This window comes from Pseudomonas sp. GM48, assembly GCF_000282335.1.
Classification (GTDB): Bacteria; Pseudomonadota; Gammaproteobacteria; order Pseudomonadales; family Pseudomonadaceae; genus Aquipseudomonas.
Genome location: NZ_AKJM01000021.1, coordinates 1 through 23,897, shown reverse-complemented (window position 1 = coordinate 23,897; position 23,897 = coordinate 1). Strand labels below are relative to the sequence as shown.

The 23,897-nt window shown below is 57.4% G+C and carries 20 protein-coding genes and 2 pseudogenes; 10 read left to right on the top strand and 12 right to left on the bottom strand.

Going from position 1 to position 23,897, the window contains the following annotated elements:
* Positions 1-22: 22 nt before the first annotated feature.
* Positions 23-1,192 (bottom strand): NADH:flavin oxidoreductase/NADH oxidase, encoded by a 1,170-nt coding sequence (locus tag PMI28_RS25580; protein ID WP_007982335.1) that lies wholly within the window; start codon positions 1,190-1,192, stop codon positions 23-25.
* A complete protein-coding gene (locus tag PMI28_RS0128275; RefSeq protein ID WP_033063073.1) occupies positions 1,176-1,826 on the bottom strand; it encodes a TVP38/TMEM64 family protein in 651 nt (216 codons plus the stop codon). Before PMI28_RS0128275 ends, PMI28_RS25580 begins: the two co-directional genes overlap by 17 nt.
* 338 nt (positions 1,827-2,164) lie before the next feature.
* Between PMI28_RS0128275 and PMI28_RS25585 the strand changes: the two genes are divergently transcribed.
* The 4 genes and pseudogenes from PMI28_RS25585 to PMI28_RS25595 all read left to right on the top strand — a co-directional run bounded on the left by PMI28_RS25585 (position 2,165) and on the right by PMI28_RS25595 (position 6,297).
* Positions 2,165-3,367: a pyridoxal phosphate-dependent aminotransferase gene (locus PMI28_RS25585; RefSeq protein ID WP_007982331.1), complete on the top strand. Its 1,203-nt coding sequence runs from the start codon at positions 2,165-2,167 to the stop codon at positions 3,365-3,367.
* A gap of 16 nt (positions 3,368-3,383) precedes the next feature.
* A pseudogene (locus tag PMI28_RS31540) lies at positions 3,384-4,472 on the top strand (cache domain-containing protein); the annotation flags it as partial.
* Positions 4,473-4,562: 90 nt separating this feature from the next.
* Positions 4,563-5,330, top strand: coding sequence for a methyl-accepting chemotaxis protein (locus PMI28_RS31535; protein WP_443200720.1), 768 nt, complete (start codon positions 4,563-4,565; stop codon positions 5,328-5,330).
* 328 nt (positions 5,331-5,658) lie between these two features.
* Positions 5,659-6,297 (top strand): TetR/AcrR family transcriptional regulator, encoded by a 639-nt coding sequence (locus PMI28_RS25595; RefSeq protein WP_007982326.1) that lies wholly within the window; start codon positions 5,659-5,661, stop codon positions 6,295-6,297.
* 204 nt (positions 6,298-6,501) lie between these two features.
* Here the strand turns inward: PMI28_RS25595 and PMI28_RS25600 are convergent, their stop codons facing one another.
* Positions 6,502-7,506: a homoserine dehydrogenase gene (locus PMI28_RS25600; RefSeq protein WP_007982325.1), complete on the bottom strand. Its 1,005-nt coding sequence runs from the start codon at positions 7,504-7,506 to the stop codon at positions 6,502-6,504.
* A 390-nt stretch (positions 7,507-7,896) separates the two neighbouring features.
* Here PMI28_RS25600 and PMI28_RS25605 point away from each other — a divergent pair, with 390 nt between their 5' ends.
* The 3 genes from PMI28_RS25605 (at position 7,897) to PMI28_RS25610 (ending at position 10,988) form a co-directional block, all read left to right on the top strand.
* A complete protein-coding gene (locus PMI28_RS25605; RefSeq protein WP_007982323.1) occupies positions 7,897-8,898 on the top strand; it encodes an oxidoreductase in 1,002 nt (333 codons plus the stop codon).
* Between the two features lie 605 nt (positions 8,899-9,503).
* A complete protein-coding gene (locus tag PMI28_RS0128270) occupies positions 9,504-10,001 on the top strand; it encodes a nuclear transport factor 2 family protein (RefSeq protein ID WP_007982322.1) in 498 nt (165 codons plus the stop codon).
* A 90-nt stretch (positions 10,002-10,091) separates the two neighbouring features.
* Positions 10,092-10,988 carry an SRPBCC family protein gene (locus PMI28_RS25610; RefSeq protein ID WP_007982321.1) on the top strand — a complete coding sequence of 299 codons (897 nt, stop codon included), beginning with the start codon at positions 10,092-10,094 and terminating at the stop codon, positions 10,986-10,988.
* Positions 10,989-11,383: 395 nt separating this feature from the next.
* Here the strand turns inward: PMI28_RS25610 and PMI28_RS25615 are convergent, their stop codons facing one another.
* Positions 11,384-12,490, bottom strand: coding sequence for an oxidoreductase (locus PMI28_RS25615; protein WP_007982320.1), 1,107 nt, complete (start codon positions 12,488-12,490; stop codon positions 11,384-11,386).
* A gap of 163 nt (positions 12,491-12,653) precedes the next feature.
* Positions 12,654-13,301: a TetR/AcrR family transcriptional regulator gene (locus tag PMI28_RS25620; RefSeq protein ID WP_007982319.1), complete on the bottom strand. Its 648-nt coding sequence runs from the start codon at positions 13,299-13,301 to the stop codon at positions 12,654-12,656.
* A 544-nt stretch (positions 13,302-13,845) separates the two neighbouring features.
* Between PMI28_RS25620 and PMI28_RS25625 the strand changes: the two genes are divergently transcribed.
* The 3 genes from PMI28_RS25625 to PMI28_RS25635 all read left to right on the top strand — a co-directional run bounded on the left by PMI28_RS25625 (position 13,846) and on the right by PMI28_RS25635 (position 17,012).
* Positions 13,846-14,232 (top strand): nuclear transport factor 2 family protein, encoded by a 387-nt coding sequence (locus tag PMI28_RS25625; protein ID WP_007982318.1) that lies wholly within the window; start codon positions 13,846-13,848, stop codon positions 14,230-14,232.
* 113 nt (positions 14,233-14,345) lie between these two features.
* A complete protein-coding gene (locus PMI28_RS25630; protein ID WP_033063072.1) occupies positions 14,346-15,503 on the top strand; it encodes an iron-containing alcohol dehydrogenase in 1,158 nt (385 codons plus the stop codon).
* Between the two features lie 510 nt (positions 15,504-16,013).
* Positions 16,014-17,012: a zinc-dependent alcohol dehydrogenase family protein gene (locus PMI28_RS25635; RefSeq protein WP_007982316.1), complete on the top strand. Its 999-nt coding sequence runs from the start codon at positions 16,014-16,016 to the stop codon at positions 17,010-17,012.
* 19 nt (positions 17,013-17,031) lie between these two features.
* Here PMI28_RS25635 and PMI28_RS30950 read toward each other — a convergent pair.
* The 7 genes and pseudogenes from PMI28_RS30950 to PMI28_RS25665 all read right to left on the bottom strand — a co-directional run.
* A pseudogene (locus PMI28_RS30950) lies at positions 17,032-17,263 on the bottom strand (hypothetical protein); the annotation flags it as partial.
* Positions 17,264-17,362: 99 nt separating this feature from the next.
* Positions 17,363-17,860 (bottom strand): RidA family protein, encoded by a 498-nt coding sequence (locus PMI28_RS25640; RefSeq protein WP_007982315.1) that lies wholly within the window; start codon positions 17,858-17,860, stop codon positions 17,363-17,365.
* Positions 17,861-17,884: 24 nt separating this feature from the next.
* Complete coding sequence (locus tag PMI28_RS25645) at positions 17,885-19,459, bottom strand: flavin monoamine oxidase family protein (protein ID WP_007982314.1); 1,575 nt, start codon at positions 19,457-19,459, stop codon at positions 17,885-17,887.
* 436 nt (positions 19,460-19,895) lie between these two features.
* Positions 19,896-20,855: a D-isomer specific 2-hydroxyacid dehydrogenase family protein gene (locus PMI28_RS25650; RefSeq protein WP_007982313.1), complete on the bottom strand. Its 960-nt coding sequence runs from the start codon at positions 20,853-20,855 to the stop codon at positions 19,896-19,898.
* Positions 20,852-22,051, bottom strand: coding sequence for an acyl-CoA dehydrogenase family protein (locus PMI28_RS25655; RefSeq protein ID WP_007982312.1), 1,200 nt, complete (start codon positions 22,049-22,051; stop codon positions 20,852-20,854). Before PMI28_RS25655 ends, PMI28_RS25650 begins: the two co-directional genes overlap by 4 nt.
* A gap of 36 nt (positions 22,052-22,087) precedes the next feature.
* The gene (locus PMI28_RS25660; RefSeq protein ID WP_007982311.1) at positions 22,088-23,098 is read right to left on the bottom strand and encodes an ABC transporter substrate-binding protein; all 1,011 of its coding nucleotides are present in this window, start codon (positions 23,096-23,098) and stop codon (positions 22,088-22,090) included.
* Positions 23,099-23,164: 66 nt separating this feature from the next.
* Positions 23,165-23,897: LLM class flavin-dependent oxidoreductase (locus PMI28_RS25665; RefSeq protein ID WP_007982310.1), on the bottom strand; the 733-nt coding region annotated here is incomplete at its 5' end.

Here is a 23,897-nt window from a genome sequence, read left to right as displayed (position 1 = left end):
CGGCTCCGCGCCGGAACCTTTTTCAAGCGCCGCTCATTTCCATGGCGTTTTTTTCGGCCGCAGCCCAAGGGCCTAGCCGACGAAGCCTGCTTTCACGGCCGTTCAGCCACCAACCGGCCTGAATGTTCCAGTCGGCGTAGGGGCGTTGCGGGTCAGCAGCCTCCAGTACCTGTTGCGCATGAAGAGGGAAGTGCGGATTACGCAGTGCCTCGCGGCCCAGCGCGATCAGGTCGGCTTGACCGGATGCCGCGATGGCTTCGGCTTGATAAGGGTCGACGATCAGGCCGACAGCCATCGTGCCCAGGTTGGATTGGCGACGAATTTGCTCGGCAAACGGCACCTGGTAGCTGTATCCGTTCGGATACTCGTAGCTGCCGATCCCGCCGGATGAGCAGTCGACGATGTCGACACCGATACGAGCGAGTTCGTTTGCGAACGCCACGCTGTTCTCGATTGTCCAGCCATCACGGCTGCCATCCACCGCAGAGATGCGCACAAACAGCGGCTTGTCCTGCGGCCAGATCTCGCGTAACTCGCGAGCGATCTCCAGCGGCAAGCGGATACGGTTTTCGAAGCTGCCACCGTATTCATCGGTGCGGTCGTTGGTCAGCGACGACATGAATGCATTGAGTAAAAAACCATGGGCGCAGTGCAGTTCCAGCACTTCAAAACCTGCCTTCAGCGCACGTCGAGCCGCCGCAGCAAAGTCGGTTCTGACCTTGGCAATGCCTTGCGCATCGAGTGCAATCGGCGCTAGCCAGCCGTCTGCAACAGGTCTCGAACTAGGGGATACCACCTGCCACGGGTGTTCGCCGCGCGCGAAGTCGCGCTCGTCCAACGGTCCGTCTCCCTCGAAGGCGCGCTGGATGCTGGCCTTCGGGCCGGCATGGCCGATTTGAATGCCAGGTACGGCACCATGCGCTTTGGTAAACGCAGCAACGCGGGCCATACCTTCAATGTGAGCGTCATCCCAAATGCCCAAATCGCCGTGGGTGATACGAGCCTCGGGCGATACGCCTGTGGCTTCCACCATCACCAGGCCGAAGCCGCCCAAGGCGAATCGTCCGTAGTGGGCGAAGTGAAAGTCGTTTACGAAACCGTCCTTCGCGGTGTACTGGCACATGGGACTCAGTACAAATCGGTTGGGCAGAGTTACCCCTCGCAAGGTCAATGGTTCAAATAGTTTGCTCATGCTTAAGCTCTCGCTCGATAGATTGATTGATTTCTTTGCGGGCGTAGTAAGTGATGGTCAGTAATGCCAGGGGGGCTACTGCCAATCCCATCCAGCTCAGCAATCCCGCCGCGTGGCCTGCAGGGGCCTGGCCATTGAGGATCACGCTGACACTGGAAGCTAACGAACCCACGTAGACGTACAGGAACGTACCCGGCAGCAGCCCAAGCCAGGACGCCAACACAAAATCTCGGAAAGACACACGGCTGGCTCCCAACGCATAGCTCAGCGGGGCAAAAGGTACGATGGAGGCCAATCGCAGGAGTAAAACGATCCGAAAACCACCACGAGCGACGGCCATATCGATGGCTGCCTCCCGGGGGCGGCTCGCGAGGCGTTTGTGTACCCATGGGCGCAGAAATGTTCTCCCAATCCCGAATGCGAGTACGGCCGACACCAGGCCAACAGGTGAAAGGAGCAGCGTTCCCCAAACCGGCCCGTAGAGGAATCCGGCAATAGCCGTCAGAGGGGAGGCTGGTACGAATGCCACCGTCACCAGCACAAAGACCACTGCGTAAAGTGCGGCACCTGTTCCGTGAAAAGCGCGAACGACCTCAACCCAGCCAGATGCACTTTGCATAATCGCTTCGATCACGGAGCCAAACCAAGGCAGTGTTTTACGAATTCAATGTTGCATTGCTGCAATTTGGAGTGCTCCTGTCGCGCAAAGTGGACCCAATTCACCGTAAATACTTAGTGATCACTACACATGAGGCTCATTTTATATTGATCACTACAGATATTGTCAAGAGGTTTGATTGCAGATAGATGAATAGCCGCGCGTTCAGAGCTTATGGGCAACAAAAAGTATTCCAGGTAGGCGATTACTGATAGATAAATGTTGTGTTTATGAAAAAAAACATATTGTTTTTATTGTTGATATCTACCCGCTACGATTGAATCATCAGAGAACAACAATCAAAGGGTAGGTCTATGCAATTGCTGGGGCATCTGCTGCATGCGGTAAAACCATCACCGACTCTGGCGATCACTCGCCTGGCGGCAGAAATGCGCCGCAAGGGTATCGACGTCATCAGCTTGTCGGCGGGTGAGCCCGACTTCCCAACCCCTGAGCACATCAGCGCTGCTGCCAAAGCTGCGATTGATGCAGGTCAAACCCGTTACACGGATGTAGATGGCACGCCGGAGCTCAAAGCTGCCATCGTGCGCAAGTTCCAGCGAGAAAACGGCATCGTCTACGACAGCTCTCAAATCAGCGTTGGGACTGGCGGTAAGCAAGTGCTGATCAACGCGCTGTTGGCTACCCTCAATCCGGGGGATGAAGTCATCATCCCAGCACCTTATTGGGTGTCCTATCCGGACATGGTGCGTCTGGCGGGCGGTACCCCGGTGGAAGTCAGTTGTCCGGCAGATCAGCACTTCAAGATCACGCCAGCACAACTCCAGGGGGCTATCACTGCGCGCACCAAGTGGGTCATCCTGAATTCACCGAGTAATCCGACCGGGGCCGGCTATAGCGCGACAGAGCTGAAAGGATTGGGCGCTGTGCTTCTCGGACACCCGCAGGTCTATGTGCTCACGGACGACATGTACGAGCACCTGAGTTACGACGGGTGGGAATTCTCCACCATGGCGTCGCAGGTGCCTGCGCTGCGCGATCGCACACTGACGGTGAATGGCGTGTCCAAAGCCTACTCGATGACTGGCTGGCGCATCGGTTATGCCGGGGGACCGAAAGAGCTAATAGCCGCCATGGCAACTATTCAGTCTCAGACCACGAGTAATCCCTGCGCGATCTCTCAGGCTGCGGCGGTGGCAGCTCTGGATGGACCGATTGACTTTCTCGAAGCACGTAACGAGGTGTTCCGCCAGCGCAGAGACCTGTGTCTCGACGCCTTCAACGACACCCCGGGGTTGGCTTGCCGTCGTCCCGAGGGAGCTTTCTATCTGTTTCCATCCTGTGCCGACCTGATTGGGAGCAAGACGCCCGCAGGAGGTGAACTCAGCAACGATGTCGACGTCAGCCGCTACCTGCTGGAGGCCGCCGGGGTAGCAGCGGTACCGGGTAGTGCGTTTGGTCTGGAAGGCTATTTTCGCATTTCCTTCGCCACCTCCACCGCGTTGCTGGAGCAGGCCTGCACGCGCATCCGCAAGGCTTGCGACCAACTCAATTGATTCTGGAAAAGTGCAGATGAGCATCAAACAGAAATTAAGTTGGGCGTTTGCGGTCATCGCTTGCCTTCCAATCACCCTGGTCGCCACGCTCGTCGTCATGAATCTGCGTAGCGAAGCTCGCAGCAGCTTTATGGAGGGGAGCAGCCGAGAGGTTCGTCAGGTTGACAATGCCATGCAGCTGTACTTTGAAGGGATCAGTCGGAACGTCGATTATCTTGCTTCCCAGCCCTTGTTGAAAAATACCGATGGCAGCCTCAAAAGCTATACAAGCGCGAACGCGGCAGACATTCCACAGGGCGAGATGGACAAGCAAATATTTGCCTTCTTTTCGCGCTTGGCCAGCAACCACCCGGCCTATTCCAATGTGATCTTCGGCACCAGTGCCGGTGGGTTTGTTTCCTGGCCGGACAATCCGCAACGTGCCAATTACGACCCGCGCCTACGCCCCTGGTACAGCGTCGCTCAAGCCAACCCGGGCAAAACCCAGCGCACTGACGCGTACTACTTCGCCCCTAAAGACGCGGTATACGTCAGTATGGTCCGCAGCATTGAAACCCAGCTGGGCAACAACAGTGGCGTGATCAGTATCGATGTATCACTTAGGCAGCTCACCGAAATGGTCAAGCAGATCAAACTCGGCGAAAGCGGCTACCTGATGCTGGTCGAGCGCAGTGGCAAGGTATTAGTCGACCCCAAGCAACCTGAACATAACTTCAAGAACCTGGGGGAAATCGGCGAGGGCTACGAACAGCTAGCCAAGACCGGCAAGGGGCAGGTTGAGATTGAACTCAATGGCGAGCGTTACATGGCCAACATCTGGCCGTCCGAGCAACTCGGGTGGAGCTTTATTGGTCTGATCAAGCAAGAAGAGGTCATGGCTTCAGCAACCCAGCTGGCCTGGTTGATTGCCATCCTCGCCGGCTTACTGGCTCTGGTCTTTGCCCTGGTCGGTACCAGCTTCGCAAGCCTGATTGTGCGACCGATCCGTAGCGTTGCCAGCGGCCTGGAAGGCATCGCCCAGGGGGAGGGTGATTTGACGCAGAGCCTGCCGGTGCGCGGCAGCGACGAAACGGCGCAACTGGCTAGCTGGTTCAACCAGTTCCTGGCCGCCATCCGCAACTTGATCCAGAGCATTGGTCAGGCTGCCAACAAAATCCTCGCCACCTCCCGAAGTTCGACCCAAGTATCCAGCGACATGGCCGAGGCCGCCGGGCGTCAGCGCGAAGCAGTGGACATGGTCTCGACGGCGTTCCACGAAATGGTTGCCACCGCCAACGAAGTGGCGCGCTCCTGCAGCCAGGCCGCCGAGTCGGCCGACAGCGGCCAGCGTCAGGCCCGCGAGGGTCAACAGCAGATCGACGCGGCGGTCAGCAGCGTCGACCAACTGAGCCAGGAAATCGAGCAGTCCGCCCAGTCGATGCAGCAGCTGGAACGCGACAGCAATGATATCCAATCGATCCTCGGTACGATCCGCTCCATCGCCGAACAGACCAACTTGCTGGCGCTGAACGCCGCCATCGAAGCCGCTCGTGCCGGCGAACAGGGACGCGGTTTTGCCGTGGTCGCCGACGAAGTGCGGGCCCTGGCCAAACGCACCGCCGACTCTACCGCCGAGATCGACGGCCTGTTGGGCAATCTGGCTAAGCGAACCAGTGCAGTCACCCAGCAGATGCATGCCAGCCTGGAAGTGTCGCAGCAGTCGGTCAGCCGCATCGGCCTGGCGCGTACCAGTTTTGGGCAGATCCGCGAGTCAGTAGATGTAATCCGCGATATGAACACTCAAATCGCCACCGCCGCCGAACAGCAACATCAGGTTGCTGAAGAGATCAACCGACACATCAGTCAGATCCATGGTGATGCGCAACGGGTGGCTGAGTTGGCGGACTCAGCACGGCTGGACTCCCAAAGTCTGGCCGGATTGTCCGGCGAATTGGACAGCCTGGTGCGACGCTTCCGAACCTGATTCACCAAGTCTACCGGCCCCCCTGTGTCCATGGTGGGCCGGTAGACTTACTCATCTTCAGTTCATTACCTGGTGTCTCAAGTAAGATCAACTTGAGCGAAAGAGACCTACGAGAAAACTCATCAGGCAAGGAAGGCCTGGCCTGGGCCAAAAATTGGAGTAGTTCCTTGAACCTGAGGACCGTCCAGTAGGTAGTGCAGCCTGACACGGAGTATTGAGCGGGTAGGGTGGCACCCAATCGAAGTCCTTTGTGTATCATTCGCCTCAATTGACCAAGCGACGCGGCGTTCTCTGCCTGTCAGCTCTACATTATTGAGGCATCCTGTACATGACTGATCCCAACTCCAGCCTGCCTGCTCGCCGCAGCAAAGGCCGTCCGCGTGCCTTTGATCGTGAACAGGCACTCCTCCAGGCGCTTGGAGTTTTTTGGAAGCGTGGCTTTGAACCAGCCTCTGTGGCAGAACTTTGCGTTGCCATGGGCATCAATCCGCCGAGCCTCTATGCCGCCTTCGGTAACAAGACTCAACTTTTCCTCGAAGCGGTCAACTACTACGAAGCCAGCTTCTGGGACGCCACTTGGGAACGAATGGACAGCGAGCCAGACCTGCGCCGTGCCATAACCGAGTTTTTCCATAGCGCAGCGGCAATTCTCACCGAGCCGCAAGCACCATGCGGTTGTATGGTGGTGTTAGCTGCAGTAAATGTGTCAGAGAGCGCGTTCGAGGTCACCAATGCGCTCAAGGCTCTGCGCCAAGAGGGTCGAGATTATATTCAACAGAGACTCGCGCGGGGTATTCGAGATGGCCAGCTCCCGTCAACTACCGATGCGAGGACATTGGCAATCGCCTTGAACACACTCCTCGAAGGTATGTCTCTTCAGGCCCAAGATGGCTTGTCGCGACAAGACCTTGAGGGTATCGCCGCAACAGCCGTGACCATGCTGCCAGAGTCTGGCCTTCCGCGGTAAGGTTCATGTTTTCCTTGGGCGCAGTGAGGGAAGACAAGCCCGCTACATGGAGGGTAATCAACGTGTCGGGATGAGCCCGCAACGGGCTGGTCGATGGGAGTCGACCGATGCGGGTTACATCAAGGGTGCGTTGAGCAGGTCGTCTTTAACCAGATGTGTTGGCAACCTTCTGGAGAGTAATGCAGGAAGTGCTTAGGAGAGGGCTCACGGCATGGAGGCAAGCGTGTGCTCGAAATCCTTGAGTGCCGCCGCTGCAGTCGCCAATGGGTCCGAAGCCCCGCCCATCACGCAGAGCTCCCCCATCTCGTCCGTTACAACCCGAATGGCCTTCATTTTTCCATGGGCGTACGTGAATGGGTGATCCTGTGGAAACAGCCGTAGCTCGACGCCACCGTCGGTAGCGTCGCCTGAATGGTTGATAAAGCCAACCAGACGTGGCATCAGACCTTGCGCTTTCCAGATTTGCACATCGTTGGGGCTAATGTGTCTAATGCCAGTGCGTGGCAGCGATTGCACGTTGAACCCCGCCTTGAATATCGCGTTGGCAATGATCGTTAACTTGCAGGCGGTGTCCCAGCCTTCCACATCGTACGACGGATCCGGCTCCGCAATGCCCAGCCGCTGTGCGTTCTGGAGAGCTTCTTCGAAAGTACAGCCCTGGTCCATCATTTCGGAGAGGATCAGGTTCGTCGTGCCGGTCAAAATTGCTTCGACCTGTGTTACCCGACATCCGGCAAGGTTGTATTGCAGCAGATCAATCGTCGGCAGCGCCGCGGCTGTCGCTCCACTGAACCGCAGCGATACACCTTGTCGATGCGACTCATTCAGCAGCCCCTCGACGTCGAGAGCCAGGGCTCCCTTGGAAATGGCGATCACATGCATGCGGCGTCTTAGCGCTGTCCGTATGTAGGCAAGCGCCGGACCTCCCGTTCGGAAATCGCTGGGGCCGGCTTCGATGAGTACATCGGCCGGTACGCAGTCGATGAATGTTGGGCCGGTCACTGAAGGCACGAAGCTATGGCGGTCCTCCAGCCTCTCTCGGGAGATCCCATTCGCATCGATCAGGCCTGCTGAGGCGCCGCAAACACCGGTGATACGGATGTCGAGAGAAAAACGCTGGCGATAATCCTGATGGCGCGCCATCAACAACGTTGCAACGCGTTTTCCGATCGAGCCGAATCCGGTTATGGCCACGTTGATGCGTTTCATATCGCGTACTCTGTATTGGGAAATGTCATTCGCCTCGGCCAAGGAACTGAGTGAATAGTGACCAGCTTAGAGACGGTGAAACTATTTAAAAAGCTATAAATTTTGGATCTTGACATAAGTTTTATTTGTTAGCGTGCCCCGGAATCCGAGAGTGGAAGCGCGAGCGAATGGGTTGCGAGTGAAACCTGTCACCCGAATTAGGAGGGGCTGTTTGATGCCGGCAACTACGACGCCATACAAGAACCTCTAGGAGTCGGTGTAGGGCGGGACTAGGCGGCCTGAAAGATCACTGGTGCTTTTTCGTGAAACGTTCTCTTCGATGGCTTCGCACGGGAGAGGGTCTAACGTCTATCCTTTTCGCTCCTCTGGTGATTTGAGAAAGGAGCCGCAATGATCCCTAATTCATTCTCCGCGTATGTCATCGATAAATCGTCCAATGGTCAAACGGTGGGTAGTTTTACCGAGCTTTCTCCTGCCCAGCTTGATGAGGGCGAGGTCACCATTCGTGTCCGCTACTCCAGTATCAACTACAAGGACGCGCTTGCTGCAACGGGGGCCGGCAAAATCATTCGGCGCTTCCCTTGTGTCGCGGGTATCGACCTTGCTGGGGAGGTTGTCGAAAGCACGGATGAGCGCTTCAAGCCTGGAGACGCCGTTCTCGCCAACAGTTTCGACATTGGCGTTTCGCACCATGGTGGCTACGCGCAGTGGGCGCGCATTCCAGCCGATTGGCTGGTGAGACTGCCTGCCGGCCTGTCGTTGCTCGAAAGCATGGCACTCGGCTGTGCAGGCTACACTGCGGCGCTGGCCATCATGCGAATGGAGAGCAATGGCCTTGCGCCGGGAAAGGGGCCGGTAGCGGTCACGGGAGCAACGGGCGGCGTCGGCAGCTTGGCGATCGACATGCTTTCTGGGCTTGGTTATGAGGTGGTTGCCCTAACGCGCAAGGCCATAGAAAAGGACTATTTGAAGAAGCTGGGCGCCGCGGAAGTCAAACTGACCACGACGATTGATCATGCCCAGGTACGCCCCTTGGAAAGTGGCTTATGGGCCGGGGCAATCGACAATGTAGGAGGGCCGATACTGCATTGGTTGTTAGCCACAATGAAGCAGGCGGGGACGGTGGCGAGTGTCGGAAACGCCGCCAGTGCACAACTCGAAACAACCGTTTTCCCGTTCATTCTGCGCGGAGTCAGTCTGCTAGGAATAGATTCTGGATACGCCACCACTCCCATCAGACAGCACCTTTGGGATCGGCTGGCCACTGATCTGCGTCCCACGCATTTGATGGATATTACACGGGTCATCAACTTCGATTCGCTGCCGACGGCCTTCGACGATTTTGTGCAAGGCAAGGTCAAAGGTCGTGTTGTTGTGAAAATGGATGACTGAAGGCGTGAATTCTCTCTCCCTCTCTGCGAATGTAGTGTCAGCATTGGGGCTCGCTTGATTCTGACGAGGCTTTTGTCACCAGCAGCAGGTCTGCCGCAAGGGCGGCTGCCCGTGTCACTCCTGGCGATTCCATAGTCGCCGGGACGGCCACTTTCTCCAGGTCGGCCAAACAGAAATGACCACCTCTTTGGATTTGTTCGCCGACCCCCCAGCGCGTTACCACAGCGGGGATTGAAAACACGCAATTCGCGCGTAATCGTCTGCCTGCTCTGTTTGTCAGCACCTCTCGAAAGCAGCCCAAGGGCCCATCAGAATTTTATGTAAATCCGCCTCAGTAAACGCAGTTGACAAACTGTATCGATCACTACAATATATTTTTGTTTATCGATCACTACACAAATATATCAGTGGGTAGGCTTGCGCTACGTATCTGTGATAGGCGCTCGTTGTGGGGGATCGATTCGTCTCTAGGTGAGATTCAGTTGCTCATCACCGCGTAGCTAAGAGCTACAGCTATCTTGGCGAATTTTTACTGTTTCATCAGGCGATTACGAATTGCTTTCGTGTTCTTTTACTAATCCTGCCCTCTCATTTAGGAGATTGTCATGAAATTCCATAGCACCCTCTTGGGCTCTGTCTTATTGGCTTCCCTGGCGTCTGCCGCCAGCGCTGCGCCGGCCAATGCCTCACCCTCACTTTCGGGCATGCAGACTGCGAGTGTTGCAGTGGACATCAACGAGTATGAGGCCATCGAAAAGGCAATTGGGCTCTACATCGAAGGGGGGCGTCAGGGTAAAAGTTCGGTCATGAAACCTGCATTTCATGCCAGCGCCGTCATGTATGGCGGACCCGGAGAGTCTGTTGAGGGTGGTCCAATCAAGGGTTTGTTTGAGTACATCGACAGTCACCCGGCGGCGCCGGATCTGAACGCGCATATCACCAACATCGAAGTGCAGAACCAGGTGGCCTTTGCGCGTATCGAGTCGGATAACTGGAATGGTGCCCGATACAGCGACATGTTCCTGCTCGTCAAGGACAACGGCAGCTGGAAGATCCTCACCAAGGTCTTCCATCACTATGACGCTGATGGATTGAATCGCTAAATCCTCTCGATCTTCAAAAGTCAGGCCACCATAGCTCAGCTCCTTTCGAGTGCTGAGGTTTCGTGAGATTGTTAGCTAAGGTAAGAGAAAATGGCAAAAGCGTTTGCAAGCAGAATCATCCGGGCTCCGATTGAAGCGGTTTGGGAAGTCGTGCGCGATTTCAATGGGCTGCCGCGTTGGAACCCCGCGATTGTTGAAAGTCATATTGAGGATGGCTTACCGCCCGATCTCGTCGGATGCATCCGGTCGGTGACACTAGACAGTGGCGCCGTTGGGCGCGAGCGCCTGCTCGTTCTAGACGACAATCAGTACCGTGTTTCTTACAACTTCGAGACACCGCCGCTGCCCGTTTTCAACTATGTGGGGACACTGGAGCTCAAGGCGCTCACAGAGGTCGATCACACGCTGGCGATTTGGCGTTCGACTTTCGATGAGGCGCCCGAAGATGCAGGGCGTTTCGGTCCTATTCTTTCTGAACAGGTTTTTGCATCCGGGCTCGCATCACTTGACGCTCAGCTCGCCGGAGCCCGAACGCCGGAAAACACAGTCCGCTGGCAGGGGCATGCGCCAGCCAACGTGTATTCCATAGTCGAGCTCAAATTACCGCTGGAAAAGGCGTGGGCAAGTGTTCGCACCCTTGCATCAAGTAGTGACTGGCTGACAAGCGACAGCGGTGCTTCTGCAACAGGGGCGCGACAGCGTCGGGTCGGAGACGTCTCACGGATCTCATTGGAAGGCGAGCCATTGCAAGAACAACTGATCGCATTCTCAGATCTTGATCACTCGCTAGGCTTTGTGCTCCGCTACGATACAGCTCCAGGTGTGTACCGTGCGAACATTGAGCTGTTTTCCATTTCATCAAGCGAAACCACCTTGGCAGTTTGCACTGTTCATTGGCGTTGCCCGAAAGACGATGAAGCTGAGCGGGGGGTAAAAAAGCACCATGATCTGGTGCTGCGTGCCCTAAACAGGATTGGCCAGCAATAAGTAAATGGGCAGTTGTTTGATGCGTATCCAAACAAAACCGTGAGTTCCCTGCCAGGTCTGGCCGCAATGTCATTGCGGCTTGGTAGGGGGGGGCATGGGCGTTTAGATGCACACCATCAAGTGCTGTTGCCATCCGAAAGAATCAGGCCAATGGTTCGCATGTTGCTGCACGCCGCAGCGTCCATTTAGGTCAGGATCAGCCACGGTGTTACAGCGAGAAACCGAAAACGAAGCTTCCGCGTCATCAGTTTGATGTGAGTGCCTAGCCTCCCGTTTGTCCGGGCTCGACGACACCTTGGATTTTTGTCACCTAGCTAAAGGCATTCATTGGCAACCGGTGTTGGGCTGAGGCATGGCGCCTCGCCCAACTCTTCGTATATCTGGCCCGAACTCTGCTAATTCCCCAACACTTCCGCTTCTTTGATGTTGGCAATCGGCGTGAGCATCTCGGATGAAAACTCGTTGAGTGGCTGACCGTTAGCCAGTCTCTGTGGTAGGTCAGGATTGGCTAGCGCTGCCTTGCCAATGGCAACGAGGTCAGCCGAGTCTGCGAGAAGCTGTCGAGCTCTGTCGAACTGGTGTAGGTCTCCATTGGCAATGATGGCTACGCCCGGCGCAAACCGGCGCGCCGCAGAGGCAAGACTCTCTGTAGCTTCGGAGAATGCAGGCTGCCAGGCCTTGTAGTCAGTGGTGTGGATGAAGTCCACGCCACTGTCGGCCAGCGTGCCGAATACTCCTTCAGCGTCAGCCAGGCCACCTGGCCAGCGGGCACTGTGATCATTGACCTTGCCCTGTGAAACGCGTACGCCCAGCAAGCTGTCTTTACCTATCGCATCCCGTACGGCATGAATCGCCTCCCGTATCAGCGTCATGCGCTGGCGAACGTCTCCGCCCCAGCGATCGTCACGTAGATTGCTTGGAGCGGACAGAAATTGATCGAGTAGATAACCATTGGCGGCATGAAGCTCGATGCCATCAAAGCCCGCAGTGGCCACGGCACGCTTTGCTGCTTGGGCGAAGCCCGCAATCACATCGACAATCTGTTCGTCGGTCAATGCACGGGGAAGTGGGTAAGGGCCCTGGCCATAGTAGATGCCCAGTTGCTCTCCGATCGGCTGAACCGCAGAGGGGGCAGCCGTGCCTTCGCGGAAGCGATTGCCCTGGCTTAGCGCGCCTGAGTGCATGATTTGCGCAATGGTTTTGCTGCCATGGGCATGTAGGCGCTCGACCACTGACCGCCAGGATTTTGCCTGAGCCTCGTCACTCATACCGGGCTGATAGGGGTAGCCTTGAGAGTATGTCTGGTCGGTATAAATGCCTTCGGTGATGACCAGGCCAAAGCCGCCACGTGCGAAGCGCTCATAGTAGCGCGCCATGATATCGGTGGCTGCGCCATCCTCTGTCGCGCTGATGCGTGTCATGGGGGCCACGACCAGGCGGTTGCGAAGGTTCCGGCCTTTCATAGTTAGCGGGCTTAGTAGGGTGTCCGTGTTCTGGTTCATATCTCATCTCATCTAAGCAGGACTCAACAACTGTGAAGTACCTGCGTATCTGTTCTGCACTCGGAGTTGAATGCATAGAAATTGGGGGGGGCGTGGGCATGGCTACTTTGGTTTCAGTCCGAAAAGGCGGACGTGGTGGTCATTCCGAAGCCAGCATTGCCGGTTAGGGCGCAGGTGTAACTGTCGGGCACACCGGCAGCAGCCTGGCCGCGTTCGCTGCGATCCGTACCATCTCCGCTTGGGTCAATCCGTCCCGCGCCTGGATGGACATACCTTCGAGCAGGGTATTGAGTGTTGCGGCCAGGGACTTGACGTCGGTCTTCTCCGGAAGCTGGCCATCCTTAACGCCTTGCTTGAGTCTCTGGCTGAAGAGTTTTTTGCCCAGTTGACGAAGCTTCAAGATGGCTTCAGAGACTTCGGTGGACTCTGGAGAAATATTGATCGCGGCCAGTACCACCAGGCAGCCGCAAGGTGCATCGGGCGATAGCAGGATGCCGGCAGCTTCCTTGAAGAACCGCTTGACTGCCTGGTGTACATCGGGCTCCGTTCCCAGGCGCGCCCAAGTGGCTTCCCAGTAGGTGTGCTCGTAGAAGTCCACCGCTTCCAGAAACAGTTTGGCCTTGTTGCCAAACGCGGCGTACAGACTGGGGGGATTGATACCCATCGCCGAGCACAGTTCTGCTACCGACGCCGGCTCGTACCCCCGGCGCCAGAATACATCCAGCGCGCGGGTCAACGCTTCGGTGCGGTCAAAACCACGCGGGCGTCCTTTGCTACGTGGAAGGGAGGGGGATGATCCGGTGTTTGGCATGGTCTCATTACGCTCTAGCTTTAAAGTCTCTTGACACTATGTGTAGTGGTTACTATACAATAAATGAAATAGTTAGTGATCGCTACATATATTGACTTTTCGAGCCAACAGGTGGGCTCGGTGAGGCGTTTGCCCACCTGTTGGTTCAGCGGAACGGCCAGCGCTGCTGGCACGGCGTACTGATCGTCTGCAAGTAATGGTCGAGGACATCATCGGGGGTCGGTTACGACACTGCTTACGGAGCAGGGGGCGGCCGACGTCAGCTGAGACGCGCGTAACCGGTAATGTCACGGGTCATCGAACCCAGGAATGATTCAAGAGCGCGGGCGACACCAACGAGTTCTTGCAACTGCGGAATGCGGCCGAGATCGTCGCTTTCACGTCGGATATGCCCCGTCGCGTCGAACTGCAACAGGTCACGATGATGTCAGCCAGCTAGGCTTTGTGACCATTGAAAGCTGTGCATACCCAACCCTGCTTCAACGGACGCAGGTCTTTGTTGAACCGGGATGCCTCGGGGCCTCTCTCATCTGGATGAAAACATATGACTAAGAATCTCAAAACCGTCCCTACCTATGACTACCAAGATGTGGTGGCTACCGTGCAGAAGTATGTCGATGGCATCCGAATTGGCAGCGCTGAAACATGTGCCGAAGCCTTTCATGAACAGGCGGTCTATTTCGGTGTAGCGGACGGCGAGGTGTCAGGCGGCGGCGTCCAGACCTTCTATGATTTCCTGCGTCAAAATGGCAAGGCTCCCGACGTTGTTGCTCAAATTGACGTGCTGGCGATCACCCCAACTACAGCAGTGGTACGGGTCGATCTAGAGAACGACTCGATCGGCGCCGACTACAACGACTATGTCACGCTGCTCAAAGTCGGTGGTGTTTGGAAAGTGATCGCCAAGGTTTACCACCAGTTCGGGAACTGACCGATGGATAGCGGGTGCAAGTATTGGCAACTCAGCCGATGTCGGCATCTCGCTTGATGCAATAAACGTTCTTTTTTTGAATTTTACTAGACGACCGGTCAAATAGGTTCTGTATGATGGATTTTAACTTTTACAACCCCACTCGAATCGCTTTTGGTCGCAATGCCATCGAGCAACTTGATTCGCTGGTACCCAAAGACGCACGTGTGCTTGTACTGCTGGGGGGCGCAAGTGCGGAGAAAAATGGTACGTTGAAAAAGGTGCGAGCGGCTCTCGGTTCGCGCGATGTACAAGAGTTTCGTGGGATCGAAGCGAATCCTACGTTTGAGACGTTGATGGAGGCTGTTACACAAGTGCGTGACAGTCGGAGAGACTTCCTGCTGGCGGTGGGAGGGGGCTCGGTCATCGATGGCACAAAGTTTGTTGCCGCAGCGGTGAATTACAAAGGTGATCCCTGGCAAATCCTGGAGACTCACGGTGCGCAGATCACCACGGCCTTGCCGTTCGGAAGTGTGCTGACACTGCCTGCAACGGGTTCAGAAATGAACAGTGGTGCTGTCATCACTCGTAAGGAAACTCAGTCAAAATTGGATTTTCGCAGTGAGCTCACCTTCCCTAGGTTCTCTGTGCTCGACCCCACAACGACCCTCAGTTTACCCCCTCGCCAAGTCGCGAATGGTATTGCTGATGCGTTCACTCACGTTGTGGAGCAATACCTGACCTATCCTGCAGCAGGGGCCGCTCAGGATCGTTTCTCCGAAGGTCTTCTTCAGGAACTTATCGAGATTGGCGCGAAGAAAGATCTCGAGCTTGATGACTATGATGTCCGAGCAAATCTCATGTGGATTGCGACGCTGGCGTTGAATGGACTGATTGGTGTGGGAGTGCCGCAGGATTGGTCCACTCACATGATTGGACACGAGCTGACAGCACTGTATGGGATTGATCACGCCCGGACCCTGGCAGTGCTTTTGCCTGCAAACCTGCAAGTCCGACGTGAAGCCAAAAAAGAGAAGCTGCTGCAGTATGCGGATCGTGTATGGGGTATCACCATGGGAAATGAAAGCGAGCGTATCGACAAGGTTATTCAGCGTACGCGTGCATTCTTTCTGAACTTGGAAATTCCCACCCGCCTCGTCGACTACGGTTTGGGAGAGGAGGCCATAGAGGCGGTCATTGAGAAGCTGAGCGCCCATGGAATGACTCAGCTCGGTGAGCATCAGGACGTGACGCTGGATGTAAGTCGACAGATTTTGAAAGCCGCTCTCTAAATCTCATTAGCGTGATGAAGGGACCTACGCCCATATTGCTGTAACCACTGCTAGCACCAGATCCTCATTTCAAGTTTCTAATGCGCATTTTGCGCAATGAGGCGTGCTCTGCATTCGAACCGCGATGGCCCGAGTTGATTTTTCGCTCGGGTTTTCTAGTGTCATCAGTCGTGCAGGTCTGGTTGCATCATTACCTTGGTGATCTATTGATTGAACTGATTGAGGTCCAAATACCTGAGCAAGCATCAGCCGGAGGAAAACACATGATCCCAGTGCTGCCACCGCGTTACAGATCAAAGAATCAGTAGCCGCCATAACACCATCAAGCCGAACGGTGGACCATTCCTGAGTGGGGATACCGTGCGAGCTGCTTCCAAAGCTCGTTGCAAAGGTAGCTGCGCTTTTTCAGTGTCCGCCCGGTGCGACACATCACGACTGGGGATCGAGCATAGCCTCAAGGGCAATCACGACCGCTCTTAACCCTCTACAAATTTTGATTTGGAGAAACGAATGCGTACCCGACACACAATGCGAGCTTTGGTGCTGGAGCACTACGGCGCGGAGTTCATCGAGAGGCAGGTTGAACGGCCTGTTGCAGGTAGAGGACAAGTACTGGTGCGCGTGCTAGCCAGCGGTGTCAATCCGATTGACTACAAGATTCGCACTGGCGCCGCTCCCTATGCGATGCCCGAACTGCCTGCCATTCTGGGGACAGACCTCGCCGGTGTGGTCGAGACTGTGGGTGAAGACGTGACCGCTTTCAATGAGGGCGATGAAGTTTATGGACTCACCGGCGGCGTGCGGGGCCTGCCGGGTTCGCTCGCCGAGTATGTGGCAGTCGATGCGAATTTGCTGGCGCTCAAGCCTAGGAATCTCGGCATGCGCGAGGCTGCCGCCATGCCCCTGGTATTCCTGACCGCTTGGGAAGGGCTGGTTGATGCCGCCAGAGTGCAGAAGGATCAACGCATTCTGGTTCAAGGTGGCGCTGGTGGTGTGGGGCACATGGCGGTGCAGATCGCTCGCTCCCATGGAGCTGAAGTCTTTGCCACCGCTTCGGCTGGCAAGCAAGCCATCGTGGAATCGCTCGGCGCTACCTTCATCGACTACCGCACCAGCGTTGTACAGGACTATGTGAGCCTACATACCGATGGTCAGGGTTTTGACATCGTCTATGACACCGTCGGTGGCCAGTCACTAGACGACTCAATGCTCGCTGTTCGTCCCTATGGCCATGTCGTCAGTTGTGCGGCGTTTGGTACGCATAACCTGGCACCCGGTTCACTGCGGTGCGCGACACTGTCCGGCGTCTTCGTACTGCGCCCGATGCTCAGCGGCCTGGGCCGAGCACACCACGGCGAAATACTCGGTCGTGCGACGGAGTTGGTCGAGGCCGGCAAGTTAAAGCCTTTGCTAGACCCTCGTCACTTCATCTTCTCCGATGCCAATGACGCGCATCATGCCCAAGAAGACGGCACTGCTGTTGGCAAGCTGGTCGTGGACGTGCAGTAACGAGGTGATGATGTAGGCTGCCCGCGCGATCAGACAGGTTGAAGGTGGAAGTAAATTTACTAAGCGCCTCCAGCCTGATCGGTTTACCGAACAAGCGCAGTTGTTCGTCGGTCATCACGTCCGATAGGTGTCGGGCTGCTGGTCACGGAGCGTTGCTCCGCGCCACAGTTGCTTGTGACCACCACCGTATTGAGGGTTGGTTAGCAGGTTTCAGCGGCCTCGAGGCTGAACGAGGCGAGGCCGCAGGCAATAGACTACGGTACTAACAAAGGACGATAGGAAGACACCGTTCGGCACGCCGGGCAGTTGACCATGAAGGTGAAACTCCTGAATGGTGGGTGAATTCCGTGTCACTTCTTGCGAGCGGCGACGGCTTCGATTTCGACCAGGCCGCCGGGCAGCGGCAGGGCCACCACCTGAATGGCGGTGCGTGCCGGTTTGTTCGGCTGCGCGGCGCTGCCGAAGAACGGCGTATAGCCTTCTTGCAGTCCGGTAAAATCCAGCTTGCCGCCCTTGGCTGGATCACCCACCAGGAATACCCTCAACTGAATCACATCGCCGAGCCCCAGACCCTGGCCCTCCAATACGCCCTTGAGTTTGTTGATGATCGAGGTGGTCTGGGTCGCGGTGTCGCCGTAGGCGGCGAAGGAATCCTTCGGCGCTTTCGGGTCGTGCAGATCGGCCAGTAGACCACTGACGAACAGCAGCTCGGTTTGTGCCGGCACCGACACCGCCAGCGAGATCGGAAAATTCGAGTTGGGCAGGGCGACGCGTTTGATCTCGTCGGCGTGGCTGCCGAGTGCGGTTGCGGTCATGAGCAGTCCTGTCAGCAAAGTGATGGTTTTCATCGTTCAGTCCTTTTATTGAGTGAGTCAGGCGGCAACGCCCGGTTGGTTGCGTTCGGCATGCCGGCCGATCAACGAAACGATGCGCCGCGCCGAGTCGGCGGCGCTGTTCTGCCAGATACCGACGCCGCCATGGGCCAGGGCATCGCTGGCCAGATACGTGCGACCCTGCGGTTCATTGAGAATCTGGTAGGCGCTTTCGCCCACCTCGTCGTTGACGATCCACGGGCCTTTGCTGAACGGCACCTTGGTCCAGTTGATGGCCACCGGTTTTTGCAGCTTGGCGCTGTGCCCGGGGTGCAGCAGTTCCACGGCTTGCCGGGACGAGGCGAACTGTTCGGCGAGTGATTTCTTACTGAAGGCCTGGGCTGATTCGCTGGTGTTGTAGGCGGCGACCAGAATGCCCTGGGCGCTGTTGAGGCGATCGCTGGGGTACCACAGACCTTTGACTTCATGGTCGAGGTAAGAGAGTCCGCCGTAGATGTTGAAGTTGGTTTCCCAGAACCGTGGCGACTGCCAGGCGATCTTGTTCGCCTGATCGCTTTGCGCGCTTAGGATCGCTTGCTTGAACGGCTTGCTGAAGTTGCTCGGCAGCTTGGCCAGCAACGGCAGGGGTACTGTAACGATGGCGTAATCGGCGGTCAGGGTCTGAGTGGCGCCGGTCTTGCGATCGCGGTAGGTGATGCGGCTGTCTTGCTCGGAGGTCTGGATGTCGCTGACCTCGGCATTGAAGCGCACCGCGTCCTTGAGTTTCTCAAAGAACGCATAGGGAATCCGGTCCATGCCGCCGACCGGCTGGAACATGGTCGAGGAGAACTCCGGAATTTCATCGAACACCAGCGCCCCCCAAAGTTTCGGGTTGAGCAGGGTTTGCAGTTCCAGCGGTGCGCGGGTGATGCCGGTCTGATCACCAGCACCGGGCACTCGTGTATACCCCGAGCGCACCGAGCCTTTGTATTGGAAGTCGGCGTTGAGGTCGCCATAGACCTTGAGGAAATTCAGCAGCGCCTGACGGTCGTCGGCGGTCAAGTCCTGGTCCAAAGCTTTGCGGCTGACGGTCCGCGCCAGCAGTTCGGACAATTGACCACGGGTATCGTTGACTGCCTGGCGCAACTGGAACGCCGGTTGTTTCGGGTCCGGCAAGGCCAGTGCGTTACGGCTGCTGTTGACCAGCACTTGGAGCTCCACGCCCAACTCGCGGCAGTAACCGAGGATGGTCTGGTGGTGGCTGGGGATGCGTGCGGGACCGGCATTGAAAAACTGCCCGTCATCGAAGTCGACGGTCTGGCTGACACCATCGTCGAAATTGATTTTGCTGCCCCGACGCAACGTCCAGTTGCGTCCGCCCACCCGTTCGCGGGCTTCGAGAATGGTCACGGTAAATCCAGCCTTGCGCAGTTCATAGGCGCTGACCAGACCGGAAATACCGGCACCGACCACCACCACATGCTTGCCTTTGCCACTGCTGCCCAATTGTAGCGAATTGAAAGTCGATGCCACGGCCTGAGGCGTCAGCCCCAGCGCACCGAGGGCGCTGACAGCAGCGGAATAGCCACCGACGGCGGCAATGCGGGAAATCAGTTCCCTGCGAGTGAATGCCATAAAAGTGCTCCTGGTTGGCGTTTTCGGTTTTTCGGCAAAGCGTCGCCGGGGCCGTTGTCTGAAGACCATGGCGGCGTGGCTTGAGCCGGGTTCCGGTTTGGGTGCAGCGGTTGACCGTGGAGTGGTGTCGGCCGGAAAAGCGGTAGTTCCGTGGGCCTCCACCTGGTCAGGGGTCGGTGATGGTTGTAACAATATTTATATAAGTAGCCGCTGTAAAAGTCCGATTGGTTATAAGTTAATTATAAAAAGCAAACATTATATATTTTATGTAAATGCGTAATGCTGATGTTGTATCCGGTAGCCATTCACAATCCAATGTGGGAGCGGGCTTGCTCGCGAAAGCGGTGTACCAGGCAACATAAATGTCGACTGACACACCCTCTTCGCGAGCAGGCCCGCTCCCACAATGATTGGGTTTAACTGAAAGGCGCTGCTATTAATACCCGCGTTGAACGTTGGCTTGGTTCTCCAGTGGCAGACCACTGAGGAAACGTTCGAGGTTTGCCAGGAAACTGTCGGCGATTTCATGGCGACTGTTGCTGGAAATCGCCGAGGTGTGGGGCGAGAGGCGCACTAGTGGATGGGCGTAGAGCGGGTGACCGTCCGGCAAGGGTTCGGGCTCGGTGACGTCCAGCGATGCCAGACCGATGCGTCCGGTGTCCAGCGCGTCCAGCAACGCTTGATGGTCGAGCAGGCCACCCCGGGCGATGTTGATCAGGTGCAAGCCAGGCTTGGCGCTGGCGAGTACGGCGCTGTCGACGATATGCCGAGTGGCGTCGGTTAACGGTGCAGCCAGCACCAGATGATCGGAACGCGCAAGCAGCTCATGGATATCCCGCGCCGCTTCGACGTCTTCAACCTCGAACGGCGTCTGACTCTGCCGCAGCGCAAGCACATTGATGCCCAGGGCGCGGGCCTTGGTCGCCAGGCTGCGACCAATGGCGCCAAAACCAAGGATTCCCAGAGTGCTGCCCTTGAGCGGCGTCAGTGCCGTGAAACTCCATTGCGAGTCATGCACCCAAATGTCCGGCAGGTGCTTGGCTGCGGCGAAGATCGTAGCCAGGGCGAATTCGGCGATGTTTTCGGCGGCGCTGCCCCGTGAGGTGCTCACCGGCGGGCCGTTGAACAGCCATTGCGGGTAGAAATCGATGCCCGAGGACACCACTTGAATCCATTGCAGTCCATAGGGCCAGCCGGGTGGCGGTGTGTCCGGGGCCTGATAGCCTCGCACATTGATTGGCCGCGCCAGCAGGATGCCGACTTCCGCCGGCAGGTCGCTGGGCACTCCGGCCGGCACGCCGATGACGCGGGCCTCGGGATGGGTTTGACTGAGACGATGGCGGATCACTTCATTGAAGTCTTCATCCAGTTGGCTGGCGATGACAAGCTGGCTCATGGGTGTTCCTTGGACTGGGATGGGGGCTGGCGCCGGGCGAATACGGTTTTGCCGACGCCTTGCAGGATGGCGTCGTTTTGCGGGGTGTGGACGCGGCTGCACAGCACGTCGCGGTAATGCCGTTGCAGCGGATGATTACGTGACAGGCCCGGATTACCGGACGCCTCGATGGCCAACTCGACGGCACGAATCGCATTGCCGGTCACCAGGTATTTCAGCTGAGCCGCGTTGCTGGCCGGCGTGTGGCCCTCGGCGGCGGCATCGAGCAAACTGCGGTTGGCGAACAGCAATGTGTCGATGTGGCCGACGGTTTCCTGAAAGCGCGGCAGGGTCGATAACGCTGCGCCGAGGTTGGACGGCGCTCGGGTTTCCAACCATTGCACCAACCAGTCGCGGGCGGCCTGGGCAACGCCGTCGTAGACCGATGACAGCAACACCGACATCCACAGAAAACCATCGCCATCGAGTTCGGGTTGTGGCGCGCTCCAGCGGCTGACGCTGACCGCGTGATCCAGCGGCACCAGCACGTTGTCGAACACCACCTCATGGCTGCAAGTGGCGCGCATGCCCAGATGATCCCAGTCCTCGATGATGCTGATGCCCGGGGTGTCCTTGTGCACCAGCCAGGCACCGACCTGCGGGTCCTCATCGCTGCTGCGCGCCCAGACGCTGAACCAGGTCAGACCATGGCTGCCGGTGGAGTAGATTTTTCGCCCACTGATCCGCCAGCCAGCCGAAGTGCGTCTTGCGACGGTCACCGGCAGACCGCCGCGCGCGGGGGTGCCAAGGTCGGGTTCGACCCGCAAAGCGTTGATCAGTGCGCCCTGCTGGACGGCGTCCCGGGCCACTTGCAAGCGCAACGCTTCGGGCCAGTTCCGATTGTCTTGCAGGCGCGAGTGCTGCAGGTACTGCATCACCAGGATCAACGCCGTCGAAGGCTCGCCTTTGGCGATTGCACTGATGGCTTTGCGCGCCTGTGCCAGGTTCGCGCCGCCACCGCCCAGGGCTTTGGGCACGGTCAACGCAACCAGGTCGTGCTCATGCAACAGCTTGAAGTTGTCATGGGGGAAGGCGCCGCTCTCGTCATAAACATGGGCAGTGGCACTCAGTTGTTCGCTGATGCCTTCAAGCAAGGCCTCGAAATTGTCTACTTCGACCGAGCGCAGCACGGGCGGATGTTGGGAAGAAAGACTCATGGTGATTTCACTCGATCAAAAAGGGGGGGAGCCGGTTCATAGCGGAAGCAGCTTGAACTGACGGTCCCAAAGTGGGCTGACATCGAGCCGTTCGCTCAACACTCCCGCGTCGAAGAACAGGTCTGCCACTTCTTGCTGCGAGGCGATGGCCTGATCGTTCACTTCGATGATTCTCGAGGCCTGGCTGCGGTTGTTGTACATGTCGAGGAACACGGTTTTATCGACACCCAACAGTTGCGCTGATTTGGCGGCCCAGGGTTCGGGGTTGTTGTTGATCCACTCCAGTGTGCGCGCTTGTCGTTGCAGATAGTCCTGAATGGCCTGCTTGCGCAGCGGGTCTTCCAGCGCGGCGGGACGCGCGGCGATCAGGTAGTTGCCGGACAAATACCCCAGCGCGGTTTTCAGTACGCGGGCTCCACTGCGGAACTTCGCCAACTGGATGAATACGCCGTAAATCACCCAGGCATCGAGCTGCCCGCTCTGGAACGCGCTGAAACCGTCCTGGGGCGTGAGTGCCACCGCGGTGACATCCTTCATGGTCAGGCCTTGTTCTTTCAGTGCCTTGATCAGGAAGTAGTGCGAGGTGGTGGAGCGCACATAGCCGACCCGCTTGCCGCGCAACTGTCCGACCGACTCGATGTTCGAGTCCTTGGGGATCAGGAACACCTGGTTGTTCACGTCGCCTTGCAGCACTGCGATCAGTCTCGGTTGACGGTGACTTTGGATCGAGAAGATCGGCGGGATCTCACTCATTGAACCAATGTCCAGGCTGCCCGACGCCAGTGCCTCGACGATCAGGTTGCCACCGGAAAATTCCGCGTAATCGACTTTATACGGGCGCGTGGAGGTGCCGGCGTCATCGGTGAAGTACGAATCCTGGCCGCGATAGGTGGCGACGCCCAGGGTCAAGTCCGAGAGGCTGGTCGTTTGGGCGAACGCTCGAGAGGCCAGTCCCAGTGAGGACAGCCCCAACGCGCCGAGGGCAATCGAGCTTGCCGTAAGAAAGCCGCGACGATTGAACTGTCCCTGTGTGATCTTTTTCGTCATGGTCAGGCTCTTGTCAGATGAAGAGCTGCACGGGGGTTTGCCCCGGCAACGGGTTGAGGGATTCACTCATGCCAGTGCCTCGCTTTCTTCCCGAGCCTTGAGGGCGTTGTGCGCGTGACGGTTGGCCGGCACTTGCAAGCCGAAGTTGTCGCGCAGGGTGCTGCCGCCGTATTCGTCGCGGAACAGGCCACGCTGTTGCAGAACCGGTACCACCAGCTCGGTGAAATATTGCAGGCCATCCGGTAACAACGAGTTGATGATGAAACCGTCTGCCGCCCCTTCCTCGAACCATTTCTGAAGCGCGTCGGCGACCTGCTCAGGCGTACCCACAAAATCGCGACGAGGCCTTGAGAAGCGCAGGGCGACTTCACGCAAGGTCAGGCCTTCATCCCGAGCAAGCTGCTTGATCCGGTCGGATCCGCCTTTTTGGCTGTTAGACCCCAAATCGCCCAACTCAGGGAACGGTGCATCCAGTGGGTATTGGCTGAAGTCATGGTCATTGAAGGGCCGGCCGAGGGCGACGATTGCGTCTTCGATCGTCACCAGGTCCACGGCTTGTTGATAGCGGCTTTCCACTTCGGCTTCATCGCGACCAACGATCGGGCGGATGCCTGGCAGGATCGACAGTTTCTGCGGATCGCGACCGAAGTCACTGGCGCGTTCTTTCAGATCCTGAGCGTAGGCGAGTGCATCCGCGAAACCCTCGGGACTGACGAATATCGCATCGGCATTTTCCGCGGCGAAATTGCGCCCGGCCTCGGAAGTGCCAGCCTGGAAAATCACCGGCTGGGGCTGCCGG